Genomic DNA, 15,587 nt, shown 5'->3' with positions numbered 1-15,587 from the left:
TTTCAGGTTAATGAGACAAAGAGAACCATTGCAGCAACAAGAGAGAACAAGAGCCAGCGCGTGCGCCGGGTAAACGAGCGTGAGCATAGCCCGATCAGCAGAAAAGCGCTGAGCAAGGCGGCAATGGTTTTCATATATCCTCGTTCTTTCTTTTCAGGGTATTAGAGCAGGCGCTGCAACCAGCGTGGAATCTTGCTGACCATCTGGTTCAGAATCACGCCCTGCACTGGCAGATTCTTCAATTGCTCGGTTGTTTCGGCGATCATCAGATCAGTCGTTTCGCCAGAGCGCACTACAATCACCAGCGATTCCACCAGCGTAGCGGCCAGTTTCCCATATGCCGATGAGACCACCGGCGGAAGATCAACAATAAAGAAGTCATCAGGGGTGTTGAAGAGTTTCCGCAGACCATGTTGACGCATCTGCTGAAGCTGCTTCACCGCGCTCGACCTGCCATTTCCGGCGGGAATTACCGTCAGATTTGGCCCGACAATGTAACGGATATCTTCAAGCTGGCACTCGCCGCGAAGCCATTCCGCCAGGCCGGGGGTCGCTGGAATCTCAAAATACGTGTGTATATCCGGGTGTTCCCAGTTGCATTCAAGCAGCGTTACCGGGTTGGTTGTGTCGTTCGCGAGGGTTTTTGCCATAATAGCCGCAAGAAAGGTTTTCCCCTCTCCTGCAATCGAGCTGGTAATGCCGAGACTGCGAGCCGGGTCGGTGTCAGGGAAAAAGGTGGATAGACAGAGTTGCCTGCACCGCTCTTGAAGCATGGAGATATTGGCCTTGTCCTGTTTCGCGATGGCCGGAGGAAGGGGTGAGCTCTGTGGCGTTTTGGCCTGCTGCTTGACGGGTGTCAGAGATGTTTGCTGTTGATCCTGTGTTTGCATGCTACTTCATTCCTTCTGTTTCGGATGCCTAGCGCGTCTGTTCAAGGGCAACAGGAATAGCCTTTGCTGCCAGCTGCGGAACCTGCATCAACACGGGTAGATTGCTCATTTTATGCAGGTCCTGAGCGGTGTAAATGGCGCGATTGCGACGATACAGGATAACGATATAGATGACGCAGCTTACGAGTGCGAGGCCCAGAGCTACACCGGCTGCGATGAGATACAGGCGGGTTCGCGACTCATGATATTGTGGGACTTTCGGAGGATCGATCACGCTGAAAATGGTGTCTGTGTCCTTTCCCTGGCTGCTTAGCTGGCGTTGCAGATCCGCAATACTGTTCTGGATATTCTCTACTTTGGCTTGTGCCTGCTTGGTTTGGGAGTGCAGCAGGGCATATTGCGGGTTGGAGAGCGAGGCATAATCGGGATTGGTGCGCAAAACATCCTGCGTGAGATCTGGATGGTCGGCAAGGAATTTTGCTTCTGCATCCGCCGCTGTCTTTAATTCATTTTGTGCATCCTGGAGCAACTTTTTATAATTTTCCAGTAACTTTTGCGCTTCAGCAATAATCAATACCTGACTTTGAGAACTAAAGTTCTGAAGAACGGCTTGAACTACTTTTTGAGCTATTTGAGGGTCGCGATTTGCATACGAGACGGTAAACATGTTATACCCCTGAGCTTTGACCTCAACGTTCTGTGTGATCTCCTCATAGAGGGCATCATCCAGCCGTGATGGGGTCGAAAGGACATCCTGAGGCAGGTTGAGCGTGGCGGCTACATTGGTGTTCCTGGCGATATTCAGGGCAACGGCGCGCGTGTGAAGTAGCTCGTTGAGCGCGGTTACCTGGGTTGTGGCTGGTGTGGCTTCGAGATTGCTTTCAACTCCGGTGCTGCCGATAACCTCATAACGGCGCAGGGCCCAGAGTGAGGCGGTCGTGCGATAGGTATAGGGAAGGAAATAGACAACGACAGCGCTGATAAGCGGAGGGATCAGTAGAATAAGGAGAAGTGCCAGCTTGTGCCGAAAAATCTCCTCTAGCGTACGACGCATAGCGGACTCCTCTGACCACTAAAAACGGATTGGTCGCTTTTCAGGATAGTACATCGATAAGTACACCCTTGAGGATACACTACTTCTATCGTGAATTGGTTGTTATGAATGTCGAGAAAGTGTTAGGAAGAGGAAGGCTCTGTGTATATTCTGGTACCTGATTCCCGGTAGCGGGCAGATATCGGGTCAGTCGCTGCTTGAGCCTGAACGAAGCGGCGGGAATGATAGCAGATGGTTGCGATATCAATACCTTTTTCTGTGTGCATCTTGCTACCAATTTGATACCAAGATCGGGCTAAACTCTACCAATTGCGACAAACTCTCTACCTGAGAGACGATCTTTTCAGAACGGACGGGTGGTATCTTCTGTTGCAGACGGAGGATTTGTATGTTGTAGCTTCATGTGAAGCGAAACAAAGAGACTGAGAAGCAGACAGAGGAAAAGCGGTGGAAAAGAACACCCGGATCGTTATTGGTGCAGGTCCTTATGGCCTTTCAATCGCGGCCCATTTACTGGCTCAGGGAATTCCAACACAGGTCTTTGGAAAGCCTATGGAGTTCTGGGAAAAAATGCCTGCAAGGATGTATCTGAAGTCCGTGTGGAGTGCCTCAACGCTGTTTGATCCCGAGGGTCACTATAGTCTGGATCGTTACTGCCAGGTGCGAGGGATCGGGCGCCGGGAGCCGATCCCCTTGTCATTCTTTGTGGAGTACGGGCAATGGTTTCAGCAACAGGCCGTGCCAGACGTGGATGAGACGTATGTGCGTCTGTTAGAACGAGACGGCAATGGTTTTCGGCTGGAGTTGGCCGATGGGCGCAGCCTGAAAACTCATTCTGTGGTGCTGGCAACAGGGATCGCTCCTTTCTACCATGTGCCTGACTTTGCCCGCGATCTTCCCGCATCACTGGTTGCCCATACCCATGTTGAGACGGATTATACCCCGTTTCAAGGCAAGCGTGTTGTCGTTGTGGGAAGCGGTCAGAGTGCCCTGGAGACGTCGGCGCTGCTGAACGAGACCGGGGCGCAGGTTGAATTGATTGCGCGTGGTCCCGTGATCTGGATTAACCGCAAACTCTATGACTCGACGGGGCCGCTGAAGCACATCTTCTATCCGCCCAGTGATGTGGGGCCTCCGGGACTGAACTGGTTGGTTTCATTCCCGCTTCTCTTCCGCAAGTTTCCAGATACGGCCCGTCAGGTGATGGATCGCCGCGCTGTTCGTCCCGCGGGAGCGCAGTGGCTGCGTCCGCGCATTGAGAACTGTGTGCGTGTGACCGAGCGAACACAGGTGGTGCGAGCTGAGGTGCGAGGTGAGACGCTGCGGCTGTACCTGAGTGACAGGACGGAACGAGAGATTGATTTTCTCTTCCTCGGGACAGGCTACCGCCCGGATATTCGCAAGGTGGACTACCTCTCACCCGAACTGCGAGCGCAAATCCAGACACGAAACGGCTATCCAATCTTGAACCAGTGGTTCGAGACCTCGGTTCCCGGATTGCATGTCGCGGGTGCCCTGGCAAATCACACCTTCGGCCCCATCTGCCGCTTTGTAGCGGGCGCGAAAGTTCCAGCTCAACAGATTGCGCGATATGCGAGGGCAGAAGGATAACAAGTTGAGAAGATAAAGGGAAATGTATGTCACAGCAGCATGAGATGCCATTAGCCGTTGTGCTTGGGAGCGATTTTAAAGCGCTAGGTGTTGTGCGTAGTCTTGGGCGAAGAGGTATACCGTGCGCTGTGGTTGACAATATACCTCGTTCTGCCTGGTTTTCGCGCTATACCAGAATGCGTATCAGATGGGGCGGGTACATGGGTGATGAACGGTTTCTGCACTTTTTGTTGTCTCTGGCGAAGAGGCCAGGTTTTGAGCGGGCCGTCCTGATCCCCGTACAGGATGAGGGTGTTGAGTTGATTGCCAGACACTCAGGTCCGCTCTCCCGGTTATACCGACTGGTGACGCAGGATTGGGATGTAATCCGCTGGTCAAGTGATAAGCGACTGACTGATCAGCTCGCCCGCGAAGTGGGTGTACCCTATCCGCAAACGTGGTATCCCCGCAACGAGCGCGATCTAGGTATGCTGGATATTCCCTTTCCCGTGATTATCAAGCCAGCGATCTCAGTTCATTTGCAATATACGCTGCGGCGGAAGGCGCTTTCCGCGATGACGCTTGATGAACTACGTGCACAGTATCAGCGGGCGGCAGCGGTAATTCGAGCTGATGAGATTATGGTGCAGGAACTGATTCCCGGACCGGGTCGAGAGCAATATTCGGTCGGGGCTTTCTGTCACGAGGGGCGCATTGTGGCCTGTATGACAGTCAGAAGAACCCGCCAATATCCCATTGATTACGGCCTGGGAAGCAGCTTCGTTGAGGCACTTGAGAATCCCGAACTCGTGGCCCTGGCTGAGAAACTGGTGCGCCATATGGGAGTTTCGGGCATGGTCGAGATCGAGTTCAAGTACGATGCTCGCGTGCGCACATATAAGCTGCTGGATGTGAACGTGCGTCCCTGGGGCTGGCATGCGCTCTGTCCTGCCTGTGGTCTGGATTTTTCCTATATGCAGTACTGCGCGGCATTAGACATGCCAATTGAGCCGGTGACACCTCAGTATGGCTACCATTGGGTGCGCCTCTTGACCGATATCCCGGCAGGCATTCAGGAGGTGCGGCAGGGGCTCAGTACGCCGTTCACCTATCTGCGCTCTCTCTTCGGGCGGACCGTCTTCTCCGTGTTTGACCTGAACGATCCCGTTCCGCTGCCCGCCGATTTCGCGATAGCGCTGATGAGGCGGGTGTTCCCCCGGTCGTTTTCTGGTGGCTTTCCTGTGAAGGGAGTGTTAAATGAGCAGGCTCCGTAGAGTGGTGAACAACACCGTCATTTCACTGGCAGGGCAGCTTGTCACCTGGGCCTCGACGTTCCTGTTAATGGCGGCCTATGGGCGTTTTCTGGGTGATGTGAAGTTCGGTGAGCTCTATTTTGCTACCAGCTTTGTGCTACTGATCGGGATTCCCATCGAGCGTGGTTTCGATCAGCAAGTGACACGGGAAGTGGCGCAGAGGCCGGATCAGGCGTTGCGCTACCTCTCGAACACGGTCCTGATCAAAACCGTGCTCTGGGTCGTGTTATTTGCGCTGTTGCTGTTTCTCTGCCGGCTGCTTGGCTACAGCGAAGAGGTCTACCGTCTGGTGATGATCTGTGGCGTTTCGCTCCTCAGCACCTCGATCGCGACCACGTTTGGCTCGGTGCATTACGCGTTTGAGCGTGTCTTGCATCCGGTCATCGGCACTATTCTGGAGAAGGGGCTGACGGCGCTGGTGGGTATTCTGCTGTTGAGGAACGGGGCGACAGTGCAGACGATGGCGTTCGTGCTACTTGGCGGCTCGTTGGTCAGTATGCTCTGGCAGGCGTTCTGGTGCTTCAAGGCAGTTGGCTTCGGTTTCGCGCTGGATCGGGCCGTCTTGCGGGCCCTGTTACGCACAAGCATCCCTTTCATTGTGTATGGAATGGTTGGTGTGTTGTATTATCGCCTTGATACGGTAATGCTTTCACTAATGACCAATGATGCCGTTGTGGGCTGGTATGGCGCGGGCTATCGCCTGTTTGATACGCTGACATTCCTGCCCAATCTGATTATCTCGGCTATCATGTATCCTGTCTTCTCAAAACTGTCGATGCAGGATGAAGGGGCTCTCAAGACGGCCATTGAGAAGACGATGAACTTTCTGTTGTTCTGCGGGCTGCCCATTGCGACGCTGATGATTCTATCAGCGCCGAATATTCTTGGTTTTCTCTATCATCGAACCGAATTTGACCATACAATCCCGGTCCTGCAAGCGCTGGCTCCGGGACTGGTGTTTCTGTATCTGAACTCCATTTTCAGCGCGATTGTGGTCAGCCTGAAGCAGGAAAAGAAGATTATGGTGCAGGCAGCTATTGCGCTGGTCTTTAACTGTCTGGGAAACGTGGTCTGTATTCAGCTTTTCCAGCATGTAGGCTCTGCCGCGATTACCTCATGCACTGAAATGCTACTCTGCGGACTCTATTTCTTCTTCTCGGTTCCGCGCCACCTGTTGCCGCGTCGGAGTGCGATGGTGCTGCTCAAGACACTGGTGGCGTGCGTGGCTCTTGCTGCTGTGGCGTTCCTGCTGCAACGCTTCCATATCTTTGTCATTCTGCCTGCTGCTATGGTAGTGTATCTGGCTTTCGCCTTCCTGCTTGGGAGTATTCCCCGCGAGGATTTGCTGGCGCTCTATCAGGCTGTTCGCTATAAAGCACAGCGCAAGAATGCCTCAGTTTCCCTCAATGGGGGACAGGAGGAACCGGTGAAGCTGTCTTGAGGAGGTTGTATGCCTGGATTCCTGCGTGATATTATTAAATTCCTGACAAACTATGTGATTGCCTATATCCCGTTCTACACAATACGGTATGCCTGGTATCGGCGGGTGCTTGGTTGGCATATTGGGCGCAAGACAACGCTGATGATGGGGCTGTTTACCCAGATGGCCGGGCTGCGCAGAGAGCCGTCGCGGCGCGTCTTCATCGGGAATCATACGGTAATTAACTATAAGTGTCTGCTCCACGTAACCGGTGGCGTGCGGATCGGGGACAATGTCAGTATCTCGCCGGGCGTCTGGATTATCTCAGGAAAGCATGATATCAACGATCCAGAGAATAAGAGTATTTATCAGTCGGTTGTGATTGAGGATTATGCCTGGATTGGTAGTCGGGCCACGATCCTGTGCGGGCTTACTATCGGGCGTGGCGCGGTCGTGATGGCCGGGGCTGTGGTGACAAAAGATGTCCCTCCTTTTGCGGTTGTTGGAGGTGTGCCAGCGCGGGTGATAGGTGAACGACAGTTGAAAGATCCTTCGTATGAGCTGGATTACCGGCCATTTATGGCGTAGCCAGACGAGAGAGGAGGAATATTCGTGCAGGTTCATAGCCTGGCGGAGATCACCGAAGAGCATCGCTGTGTTTTTCTTTCACCTCATTTTGACGATGCTGTCTACTCCTGTGGTGGCACCATTGCGCTACAAGGGCGTTCCGAGTGCCGTCCCCTGGTGATTACAGTCTTTGCGCGTGAGATAGCCCCCTGTTTCAAGTTGAGCCCGTTCGCGCGCAAGCTTCATCGAGTGATGGGGCAGGGAGCAGCGTTAGTGCAGACACGCAAGGACGAAGATGCACAAGCTCTTGCGCTCTTACAGGCCGACTACCTCTGGCTGAACTATCCAGATGCGATCTATCGGGGGACGCCTCCCCTCTATCGTTGGAAGCGGGCCATTGCGGGGCGCGTCCATATCAAGGATCTCTGGATTATGCAGCAGTTGATCGGGGAGCTTGAGGCGGTCAAGCGGCGTTTTCCGCGCATGGTCTGGTATGCGCCGCTCGCGCTTGGTGGTCATGTCGATCATCAGCTTGTGTTTGCAGCAGCAAACTATATACGCTGGCTCGGGGCCGAGGTCTACTTTTATGAGGATTTCCCCTACAGTATGACTCCCGGAGTGCTTCAGAAGCGTTTGCGGGCCCTTGCCAATGAAACAGGGAGCGTGTTGAAGACGACACAGCACGATGTCAGTGATGTGCTTCATCTGCGTCAGGAGGCTTCCGAGCGCTATGCTTCTCAGGTTGCGCTTAATTTTGGCTCAGCCGAAACCATGTATCACGCGATCGAAGAATATGCGCTGGCCTTGCATCCAGCACGACAGGCGGCGCTGGAACGCTTCTGGCATGCTCCCTGTGAGAGGAGGGAACAGGAGCGTCTGCTCGCTCTCCTATGATTCGGGAATGCGATATTCCGCGATCATTTCTTTCATCGCATCGTATTGAGGCTTTGGCTGGTTGGTATCGACATCGAACATATCGAGCCTGCCATAGCCGCTATAACTCGCTGCGTCGAACTGGTTGGCAAAGGCGACCCCGGCCTTGAAGAGTGAGTACAGAGCCGTTTTGGTGTATGCCTTGATAAACTCCGGCTCATCGCCATAAGGTGGCGGCGGGTTTGCCGGGTCATAGTTCCACTCGGTGACCCCTATTGGTAGCTCTTTCCCGAGGGTGTCTCGAACTATCTTGCGGACCGAGAGCGCGGCATTATAATAGTCGGTTGCCTTTGCCAGACAGCCTTCGCGGCTATCTTCCCAGCAGGGGTACAGGTGGAAGCTAATTGCGTCGGGCATAACCCCGGATTCCTTCACACCATCAAGAAAGCCCTGAATGTATTCCGTATCTTCGTGTGTATAGGTGACCGGTCCGATGAATTTGGCCTGCGGGTTGATCTGGCGTAGCATCGGAATAACTGTATTCCATTGTTTCAGATAGTCTTTGATGGGAATCTTCATAAAGTCGGGCTCATTGCCAAATTCGTAAAGCAAACATCTTGAACCCGCCAGTTGCACGACGTGCTTCATAAACTCCACGTTAAAGACATTGAAGAGCACGCCCAGACAGGACATTCCGGTATTCTCGACCGTCTTCAGGCGCTGCTCGATCTCGTCATCTGTGATCGGGTGATGGTCGTCGGCTTCACTTTTATCAAAGAAGAACGTACGGAGCAGCGTAAAGTGTGCCTCTTTGAGGGCTTTTTGAATGCTCGGGCTGGTCTGGATGTTGTTCTCGCTCCATTCCTGTGTGTCGTTGGTGCCGAAGAGAAAGGAAGACGCGCCGTCTTTCCAGATGCGCTGGCCGGGAAGCAGCGGCTTTTGCGTGGCGGTTGCTGTCGGGGGTGACTTTGTCGCGGTCGCATCCCCGGGGAGCTTCTGGCTGACAGTGGCACTACAGGCGCTCAGAAAAAGGACCAGAATGCAACAGGCCAGCCGCAGACTTCTGGTGAAACGCATGGTATGTTTTTCCTCTCCTCAAGATGCTCAAGGTCTCCAATCTTACTGTAGCATCTGTGGGTTATAAAAGGATTGACAGATATGTTGCGAAATGGTTGATAAGACAGGTGCAGGCAGAGCTATTGCTGACCGCTGGAAAGCGAAAGTAGCGAAAATGGGAACTCATAGCGCGGTATCTAACGATTTTGCAACAGAAAAGCCGACACTATTTCTATGTGCAGATGCTATGGTACTGGTGACTGATAGATCCTGGCAACGGAAAGATAGGCAAAAGATGCAAGAAACACGGACGGAAGCGAGCTTTCATCCTCTGGTTGAGCAGCAATTGCAAGAATCGTTCTTCCACGATCAGGCATGGCTTACGCTGGTCGCCAGGCGCTACGGATATCATACGGAGATACTGACCACGACCGACCGGGAAGGGCGTATCACTGGTATGTTGCCGGTAAGCCTGGTGAGCAGCCCGCTTACCGGGAGGCGGTTGGTTTCGTTTCCGTTTTCCGATTATTGCCCCGTTATTGCGGCTGATATCTCTGCCGAACGAGAGCTGGTATGTCAGGCGCTGGATCTGGCGCGTCGCTCTCGGGTGCGGTATCTGGAATTGCGGCCCGGAACCAGTCTGCAAGGTCATGACGAACTGATGGAAAGCAATCTCTATGTGCGCTGGATGCTGGAGCTGGACAGCGATCCCGGTACGCTCTGGAACCGGCTACGGAAGCCGGTTCAGCGCCAGATCAAGAAGGCCCGGAATCAGGGGGTACAGGTGCGTCCGGCACGTGAGCGGGATGAAATGGCGCTCTACTATCGCCTGCATTTGTTGACGCGCAATAAGCATGGCATGCCTGCGCAGCCGCGAGCCTTCTTCTTTGATCTCTGGGATGCGTTCGCCTCACGCGGTCACCTGCATCTGTTGCTGGCAGAATATCAGGGAACCGTGATCGCAGGGATGATTTTGCTGGCGTACGGCTCAACAGTTCGTTATGCCTATGGGGCCTCTTCTGAGCGCTTCTTGCAGCTTGCGCCGAACAACCTGCTGTTGTGGGAGGCGTTGAGCTGGGGAGGTACACACGGGTATCGCCGTTTTGATCTTGGTCGAACGGCACGCGATAACGAGGGGCTTATGGAATTTAAGCGGCGCTGGGGGGCAGCAATGGAGCCTCTGCCTTATTACTACTTCCCTGAGGTTGCCGGGATGGTTGCAACCTCGGAAAGCAGCGCGAAGTATCGCGTCTTGACTGCCTGTTGGCGACGCTTGCCGCCTGCTGTTGCCGGGCCTCTGGGAGGCTATCTATACAGACATCTGGGCTAAGGCATCGTGTCACCTGCACTGCCGACACGATGCCTTGAGCGTGTATTCAAGGGTCGACATGTCTGAATGTTAGCCGGTTATAACGCGAAGCGTGCGCGCGGTTTCCTCAGAGATGTAGGCATCTTCTTCGGCAGCCCGTCGGACTAACGAGTAGCCAACGCCACGAATCGTGATGATATAGGTCGGGTTGCTCGGATCGGGTTCTATTTTTTGGCGGAGATGATGAATATGCGATTTAATCAAATAGATATCCCCATCGTTTCCATAGCCCCAGATGTGTGATACGATCTGATTGGCTGTACACACGTTGTTCGCGTTGATTGCGAGAAAATGCAGGAGTTTTCCTTCGGTCGGCGTCAGGTTGAAGGTTTTCCCGCGCACCGTGACTTGATTATGCAGGGCATCAATGCTGATCGGGCCAACCGTGATGAGTGATGAGGGCTGTAACGAAAGTGTTGAGCGGACGCGGCGCGTCAGGGCGCGGATATGGGCAAGCAGTTGACCCGGGAAAAAGGGCTTGCAGAGATAGTCATCTGCGCCCGATTCCAGGCAGTAAATCTCGTCCTGCTCGCTTTTGCCACGAGTGGTCGCAAGAATCAGAGCATCATGCTTGCGCCGGAGCTCGCGGCACAGTGCCAGGGCATCCGTTTCGCCGATTATTTCCATTGTTGGCTCAAGGATGACGAGATCAGGCTGTTGTTCTTCCCATTCGCGTTTAGCGCGGTCCAGCGTATAGGCTCGGCAGACCTCATACCCCAGAGTTTTCAGCCATCCGGTAAGCATCTCAACCCAATCCCGGTCAGTGTCAACAATAAGCAATTTCATGACGATACCTTCCTGTTTCTACTAGGTGGTCCGATTCATGCCCCCTGCTGCTGTGGAACGACTAATTCACGATAATACTGTGAGTAGGTTGGCTCTCTCTCAAGCAGGCTGATAAGGCGGCTGTACCATGCGTCCTGCTCAAGATTCTTGAGGATTGCCTGTGCCGCTTCTTGATTTTCAAAATGACCGATAAAGAGGAATTCACGCGGGATATCTGTCCTGCGCAAGAGCTCCCAGGAGAGAGAATGCCCGATCCGGGCGGGTCGTCTGCGTTGCCAGTCCTCATGAAGGGCTAAAACTGCGTCTTCTTCTCCGTTTTTGGCCCGGTACGCTATGGTAACAACAAACATCTTCCCTCCTTTTACACTGTGAACCGCCGTTGGTGAGATGCCCTTTGCTCTATCCTGAGTGTGACAGGGAAAAGCATTGCAAGCGGCGGAAACAGGCGACTCCTGTCACGAAAGTGATGTATGTAAATACGCTCTTTATCTAACCATTGTAGTATAACATCGGTTTTTGCAAATTATCATCGGATAAACTGCTCAATTCTGTTACATAAGATGATGTACCTTTCTCTATTTAGGCGAGAAAAAACGTGCCTTTCCAACTGGGAGCTTGCTATCACACTTCTCAAATAGGACATTGATCAGCTATTCGCGATATAGGTATTCTTACCTATACTTCAGCTTAAAGGAAGCGAACGAGATATGCTTGCTGCGCCACTAAATTGCTAGAAAGCGTCTCATATGAATTCCTTGACGCTACAAAAGAATTGACAACGTATCTACAACGGAGAAAACAACAGGTTGACAACCATTCGATGCTATAGTGAGAGAGAACCAGATGCGGCCTGCTGGCGTGCTTTCATCCCCTTTCAAGGCGAGCGCAAACAGGCCGGTTTTGGAACGTTATACGAGTTTATGGCGAATCGCAAAGGTGGTTGCAGCAACCCGATTCTCGCATCTGATCTTATGCAAGATATTTGAGATGTGATTGGCAACCGTACGCTCACTCAGGTTGAGGGAGCGGGCAATCTGTTTGTTGCTTCTGCCCTTTGCGACAAGCCGTAGTACCTCTTTTTCTCTTCTGGTCAGATTGGCCGGAAGAGGTGGTGATTCGGGCATATCAGTGGGCTCATCAAGCTGCTGGCGAATCCGGCTTGCGGTTGTATGCAGGGCCAGCTCTTCGCTGAGATGAAGTGCATGCTTGAGGAGCCGGTTGCTTTCGGGTTGTAGTGCTGCCTGCGCCAGGATTACCTGTATCAGTTCGGGGTGAAGGCCCTCAGAGCGTGCTGTCTGTTCGGCGCGCTGAAGATAGGCGCGTGCCTGCTCCTGTTGCTGACAGCGAAGGGCAAGCATGCCGAGGATGCGGTCAACCAGAAACCAGGCGAAGAGACCCTCAAAGCTTTTAAGGCGCGTATAGGCATAGGTAATAGTGGCCTGATCGTTGTAGGCCAGGGCCAGCAGGGCGAAAAAGACAAGCGCTGGAGCTGTTTGATGCGCGGCGTCTGGAAGCACGCTGAGCCATGTTTTAAGTTCTTGCATATGTATATATGCAGCACTGTGATTGTTTGTTGCCAGCTCTGTCAGGGCAAGGAGCCCGATCAGCGCCGGATCAGCCTGCTTGAGGCTATTTCTGCTTGCCTGTAAGGCCTGTTGCAGGAGCGTTTTCGCCTCGGCATACTCTTCACGCAGATACGCGGTGAAGCCTCGGGTAAGCAGGGCCGGATATGCATGTGATCCGGGAAGCTGTGTTAGCAGAGCGTCAGCGGTCTTCCAGTCTCCCTGCACGGTATGCAGGTAGGCCAGCCAGATATAGGTATCGCGCTGAAATAGCAGATGGCCGGAAGTGGGCATCAGGTCCAGCCGTTTTCGGCTGATTGCGCCTGCCCGTCGAATCTTGCTAGCACGACATGCGCCACGGGTCAGATACCAGTAGCCAAGCGCGGCTTCGGCTCGCAGGTTCGGGTGCTGCATCTCGGCGATAACGGCTTCTAGCGATTGCTGGTAGGGATGGAGTTCTTCGCCTGTCAGGGCCGGAAAGCGCAAGATATGATTTGCCAGCGCTTCTAGCGTCTCTTGTTTAAGCATCCGAGCCAGCGCTTCGGCTTTGCGGGCATAGAGAGCCCCTTGCTTGCTTTGGCCGAGGAAGAGGGTAAGCAACGTTGCCAGGTCAAGTTGCAGGCCAATGATCTCCGGTTCCTGGTGTCCTGCATAGAGTGATAGAGCGTATTCCAGCGTGCTCTGTGCGAGATGGATATTGCGCTGCGCCCAGTAGATGCGGCCCAGACAATGAGCGGCACGAGCTGCATTCAGGGGATCCTCGTTATGGATGAACCAGTGAAGTGCGGTCTCAAAGGTGGCGATCGCCTCAGCCTCTCGATGCTGCGAGCTGGTAAGCTCACCGATTTTCAGCAGAAGTTGACCGCGTTGCGGATCGCGTGCATCGAGAAGATCGAGGATGCGGCGGTAATGATGTAGCGCTTCCTCGATTGCCTCATTTTGTTGGGCGGCTTCGGCTGCGTAGCGCGAGTAGGTAATGATCTTTTCCCGGTTCGTGCTGTGGATAAAGTGAAAGGTCAGTTCTGCGAGTCGTTGCAGGCTATTTCGCTCCTGGGAGGTGTAGCGCTGTTCGAGCGCCTGTCCGATCTGTTCATGCAGGCGTCTCCGTCGTGAGGAGCTGACTTCCAGATAGAGCGTGGCTCGAATGGTGTCATGCGTAAAGCGATAGGTTTCCGGTTGTGCAGATGTAACCAGGTGGGCCTGCTCGGCGGCAAGCAAACGATCCTCTATGATCTCGCTTTCCAGGCCAGTGATAGCCGTGAGCAGTGAAAGATCAAACGAACGGCCAATGGTGGCTGCAATACGCAGGATATCGATAGTGTTAGATGGAAGGCGTTGAAAACGCTGACGTAACGTGCCGACAATGCTCGGTGGGAGCTGTTGTGGAAGCGGCGTCTCCGGGGCGATCTCCCATTGATGTTCATTTTTTACCAGCAGGTTGGTTTCAAGCCAGTTCTGGAGCAACTCTTCTGTAAAGAACGGGTTGCCCTCGCTTTGCTCATAAAGGAAGCGGCAGGTCCGCTCTTCGATGGACGAGCCCAGATAGTTTTCACCCAGAATGGCGATCTGCTCGAATGAGAGTGGCTGTAGTGTCAGCATGGTCAGGGTGCGCAGCCGGATCAGGTTGTTTAAGGTGTGGTCCAATGAGCGATTCTGAGTTTCTCCGCCCGAGAGAAACGCGCCAACGATCAAGATGCGAGCGTCACGCTGGTGGCGCACAATATGGCTGAGCAAGGTAAAGCTTGCGCTATCGCACCAGTGCAGGTCATCCAGCAGCAAGAGAAGCGGCTGTGTCCGGCTGATCGCGGTCAGAAAATAGCCAACGGCTTCATAGAGGCGAAGCTGTGACTGTTCCGGTGGCGAGGGATACGCCGGGGTGGGAAGCTCGCCCAATCGGAGGGCCAGTTCCGGGAAAATCCTGAGCAGCGAATGCGTCAAACCAGTGCATTGCTCTTTCAGGATGGCAAGTGGTGCCTGTCGAATGTAGCCGCCAAGTGCCTCAAGGAAGGGAAGAAAGGGCGGCATCCCTTCGGAGTCGGACGCATTACCGTGGAGGGGAAGCGCTCCTGCTTGCTGCGCCCGGGCGGCGAATTCATGGAGCAGCCGGGTTTTACCAATGCCCTGATCCCCTATCAGGAACACGACACGTGTGGTACCCTGTAAGACTGCCTGATACTGCTCTTGAAGCAGTGTGAGCTCTTTTTGTCGCCCTACAAAGGCGGTGGATGGCGTGCAAATAGAGTGTTTAAAAATGGCCAGATCCGATGTTTGATCTCCCATAGACAGTTTTCCCCCTGCTTGTGTGCTGTTTCTCGATAGAGAAAAGAAAAAGATGCTTGTCTCTGCTCCGCTGCTTGCATGAAATAGCGGCTATTTCTGCAAAACAGGGTGCGTCTCTATTCCCCCTTTGTTGGCATGCTATGAATGCAGAGAATCAGGCAGGTCATATACAAGAGAGAAAACGCGGTTTACATGTAATCTCAAGCTGTAAACGGTGGAAGACGACATTTTTGACGCTTATGTGTTTGCAGCTTATGGAAACTGTGCATTTTCCGAAGAAAAGAAAAAGATGTTAGCATCGGTCCTGCTCCTCGAATCACCGTTACAATGTTTCACAATTTGAAACATATGGAGAGTAGAGAACAGAAAGTGAAAGAGAAAAGAAAAGATCTATAAGTATTACAGTATAACATATCATGATGAATTGTTTCAGGGAAAAAGTGGTGAGCATGCCGGGAGGGAACAAGCGATAAAAGCGGAAAAGCAGAGAGGAGGTAGTGCGGGGAAGGCCAAAAAACTCAGACTGCTTGCGGAGGTACTTGAGATGCGTATCCAAACGAGGCAGGCTGGAATTACTTCTACAGAAGAGCAAGAAAGCGATGCGTTCGGGATGGATCCTGAGGATAAAAGAAAGCCGTACAGGGTGGCTATCACTGAAGAAAAAAAGACTCAAGTGGCTTATTGCGCCTCATGAGTCCTTGATTTGCGAAGTAGTGGTGCCGGTGGAGAGATTCGAACCCTCAACCCTTGCGGGATCTGTTTTTGAGACAGACGCGTATACCGTTCCGCCACACCGGCAAGTTGTCCGTGATGCTTGCGCATCCTTT

At 53.3% G+C, this 15,587-nt stretch carries 13 protein-coding genes and 1 tRNA gene; 6 read left to right on the top strand and 8 right to left on the bottom strand.

The genetic code is table 11. From position 1 onward, the window contains the following. Positions 1–2 precede the first annotated feature (2 nt). Genes EI42_RS34200 through EI42_RS00610 form a run of 3 tightly spaced genes read right to left on the bottom strand, consistent with a single transcriptional unit; the run spans position 3 to position 1,944 of the window. Positions 3–134 (bottom strand): hypothetical protein, encoded by a 132-nt coding sequence (locus EI42_RS34200; RefSeq protein ID WP_281278861.1) that lies wholly within the window; start codon positions 132–134, stop codon positions 3–5. A 27-nt stretch (positions 135–161) separates the two neighbouring features. Next, a complete protein-coding gene (locus EI42_RS00615) occupies positions 162–890 on the bottom strand; it encodes a CpsD/CapB family tyrosine-protein kinase (protein ID WP_111317633.1) in 729 nt (242 codons plus the stop codon). 28 nt (positions 891–918) lie between these two features. After that, positions 919–1,944, bottom strand: coding sequence for a hypothetical protein (locus tag EI42_RS00610; RefSeq protein WP_111317630.1), 1,026 nt, complete (start codon positions 1,942–1,944; stop codon positions 919–921). A gap of 447 nt (positions 1,945–2,391) precedes the next feature. Between EI42_RS00610 and EI42_RS00605 the strand changes: the two genes are divergently transcribed. From EI42_RS00605 to EI42_RS00585, 5 genes are read left to right on the top strand one after another with little or no spacing between them, the layout of a single operon-like run. Continuing rightward, positions 2,392–3,555, top strand: coding sequence for an FAD-dependent oxidoreductase (locus EI42_RS00605; protein ID WP_111317627.1), 1,164 nt, complete (start codon positions 2,392–2,394; stop codon positions 3,553–3,555). A gap of 26 nt (positions 3,556–3,581) precedes the next feature. After that, a complete protein-coding gene (locus EI42_RS00600) occupies positions 3,582–4,808 on the top strand; it encodes a carboxylate--amine ligase (protein WP_111317625.1) in 1,227 nt (408 codons plus the stop codon). Further along, the gene (locus EI42_RS00595; RefSeq protein WP_111317622.1) at positions 4,792–6,288 is read left to right on the top strand and encodes a flippase; all 1,497 of its coding nucleotides are present in this window, start codon (positions 4,792–4,794) and stop codon (positions 6,286–6,288) included. Before EI42_RS00600 ends, EI42_RS00595 begins: the two co-directional genes overlap by 17 nt. A 9-nt stretch (positions 6,289–6,297) precedes the next feature. Further along, on the top strand, positions 6,298–6,855 hold the full coding sequence (locus EI42_RS34195; protein ID WP_111317619.1) for an acyltransferase: 558 nt from the start codon (positions 6,298–6,300) through the stop codon (positions 6,853–6,855). A gap of 24 nt (positions 6,856–6,879) precedes the next feature. Further along, complete coding sequence (locus EI42_RS00585; RefSeq protein WP_170142255.1) at positions 6,880–7,728, top strand: PIG-L deacetylase family protein; 849 nt, start codon at positions 6,880–6,882, stop codon at positions 7,726–7,728. Here EI42_RS00585 and EI42_RS00580 read toward each other — a convergent pair. Continuing rightward, positions 7,723–8,784 carry a GH39 family glycosyl hydrolase gene (locus tag EI42_RS00580; protein WP_111317614.1) on the bottom strand — a complete coding sequence of 354 codons (1,062 nt, stop codon included), beginning with the start codon at positions 8,782–8,784 and terminating at the stop codon, positions 7,723–7,725. The two genes, EI42_RS00585 and EI42_RS00580, sit on opposite strands and share 6 nt — an antisense overlap. 274 nt (positions 8,785–9,058) lie before the next feature. Between EI42_RS00580 and EI42_RS00575 the strand changes: the two genes are divergently transcribed. After that, the gene (locus EI42_RS00575; protein ID WP_170142254.1) at positions 9,059–10,093 is read left to right on the top strand and encodes a lipid II:glycine glycyltransferase FemX; all 1,035 of its coding nucleotides are present in this window, start codon (positions 9,059–9,061) and stop codon (positions 10,091–10,093) included. Between the two features lie 69 nt (positions 10,094–10,162). On the opposite strand, the gene EI42_RS00570 is transcribed toward EI42_RS00575, so the two are convergent. The 4 genes from EI42_RS00570 to EI42_RS00550 form a co-directional block, all read right to left on the bottom strand. After that, positions 10,163–10,918, bottom strand: coding sequence for a response regulator transcription factor (locus EI42_RS00570; RefSeq protein WP_111317610.1), 756 nt, complete (start codon positions 10,916–10,918; stop codon positions 10,163–10,165). A 35-nt stretch (positions 10,919–10,953) separates the two neighbouring features. Continuing rightward, on the bottom strand, positions 10,954–11,268 hold the full coding sequence (locus tag EI42_RS00565; protein ID WP_111317608.1) for an antibiotic biosynthesis monooxygenase: 315 nt from the start codon (positions 11,266–11,268) through the stop codon (positions 10,954–10,956). A 558-nt stretch (positions 11,269–11,826) separates the two neighbouring features. Beyond that, positions 11,827–14,760, bottom strand: coding sequence for an ATP-binding protein (locus EI42_RS34190; RefSeq protein ID WP_111317603.1), 2,934 nt, complete (start codon positions 14,758–14,760; stop codon positions 11,827–11,829). Positions 14,761–15,474: 714 nt separating this feature from the next. Then, positions 15,475–15,558, bottom strand: a tRNA-Leu gene (locus EI42_RS00550). Positions 15,559–15,587: the final 29 nt, after the last annotated feature.

Source organism: Thermosporothrix hazakensis, from assembly GCF_003253565.1.
GTDB classification, from domain to species: domain Bacteria; phylum Chloroflexota; class Ktedonobacteria; order Ktedonobacterales; family Ktedonobacteraceae; genus Thermosporothrix; species Thermosporothrix hazakensis.
Note: the sequence above shows the minus strand (reverse complement) of the source record. Positions and strands in the feature narration are given on the sequence as shown.

What these genes read in the sequence shown, in the direction of transcription:
- EI42_RS34200 (WP_281278861.1), bottom strand. Translation starts at nt 134, where the DNA reads ATGAAAACCATTGCCGCCTTGCTCAGCGCTTTTCTGCTGATCGGGCTA.
- EI42_RS00615 (WP_111317633.1), bottom strand. Translation starts at nt 890, where the DNA reads ATGCAAACACAGGATCAACAGCAAACATCTCTGACACCCGTCAAGCAG.
- EI42_RS00610 (WP_111317630.1), bottom strand. Translation starts at nt 1,944, where the DNA reads ATGCGTCGTACGCTAGAGGAGATTTTTCGGCACAAGCTGGCACTTCTC.
- EI42_RS00600 (WP_111317625.1), top strand. Translation starts at nt 3,582, where the DNA reads ATGTCACAGCAGCATGAGATGCCATTAGCCGTTGTGCTTGGGAGCGAT.
- EI42_RS00595 (WP_111317622.1), top strand. Translation starts at nt 4,792, where the DNA reads ATGAGCAGGCTCCGTAGAGTGGTGAACAACACCGTCATTTCACTGGCA.
- EI42_RS34195 (WP_111317619.1), top strand. Translation starts at nt 6,298, where the DNA reads ATGCCTGGATTCCTGCGTGATATTATTAAATTCCTGACAAACTATGTG.
- EI42_RS00580 (WP_111317614.1), bottom strand. Translation starts at nt 8,784, where the DNA reads ATGCGTTTCACCAGAAGTCTGCGGCTGGCCTGTTGCATTCTGGTCCTT.
- EI42_RS00575 (WP_170142254.1), top strand. Translation starts at nt 9,059, where the DNA reads ATGCAAGAAACACGGACGGAAGCGAGCTTTCATCCTCTGGTTGAGCAG.
- EI42_RS00570 (WP_111317610.1), bottom strand. Translation starts at nt 10,918, where the DNA reads ATGAAATTGCTTATTGTTGACACTGACCGGGATTGGGTTGAGATGCTT.
- EI42_RS00565 (WP_111317608.1), bottom strand. Translation starts at nt 11,268, where the DNA reads ATGTTTGTTGTTACCATAGCGTACCGGGCCAAAAACGGAGAAGAAGAC.
- EI42_RS34190 (WP_111317603.1), bottom strand. Translation starts at nt 14,760, where the DNA reads ATGGGAGATCAAACATCGGATCTGGCCATTTTTAAACACTCTATTTGC.